The organism is Stenotrophomonas sp. INTA L402-1 (assembly GCF_059295135.1).
On sequence record NZ_JCAFWP010000125.1, the window covers coordinates 1 to 684 of the forward strand.

Below are 684 nucleotides of genomic sequence, written 5' to 3' on the forward strand. Positions count from 1 at the left end.
GGTTACAGCTACTGGCATTCGCATCAGGTTGCCGCTGACGACAAAGCGCAGCAACGCGTCGTGCCCTCCCCGGTCTTCTATGAGCTGGATACCTTTACGGTCAATTTGTGCGATGCGGATAGCGTGCTTTATATCGGCATAACCCTGCGACTGAAAGATGAAGCTACCCGCTCGCGGCTGAGTGAGTATTTGCCGGAAGTCCGTAGCCGTTTGCTGTTACTGTTTTCGCGTCAGGATGCTGCAGTACTGGCGACAGAAGAATGCAAGAAAAACCAGATTGCCGAGATTAAAACCACACTTTCCACCCCGCTTGTTGCCGGGCAACCGAAACAGGATGTCACCGACGTGCTGTATACCGCTTTTATTCTGCGATAACGACATGGGCGATAGTATTCTTTCTCAAGCTGAAATTGATGCGCTGTTGAATGGCGACAGCGAAGTCAAAGACGAACCGACAGCCAGTGTTAGCGGCGAAAGTGACATTCGTCCGTACGATCCGAATACCCAACGACGGGTTGTGCGCGAACGTTTGCAGGCGCTGGAAATCATTAATGAGCGCTTTGCTCGCCATTTTCGTATGGGGCTGTTCAACCTGCTGCCCCGTAGCCCGGATATTACCGTCGGGGCCATCCGCATTCAGCCGTACCATGAATTTGCCCGCAACCTGCCGGTGCCGACCAACCG

1 protein-coding gene and 1 pseudogene are annotated in these 684 nt (G+C 53.5%); both read left to right on the top strand.

Translation table 11 applies throughout. The annotated features are described in order from the left end of the window. A partial coding sequence (gene fliL / locus AC5O77_RS21850) for a flagellar basal body-associated protein FliL (RefSeq protein ID WP_494507185.1) occupies window positions 1-375 on the top strand: 375 nt, incomplete at its 5' end. A gap of 4 nt (window positions 376-379) precedes the next feature. Next, window positions 380-684: pseudogene (locus AC5O77_RS21855) on the top strand (flagellar motor switch protein FliM); the annotation flags it as partial.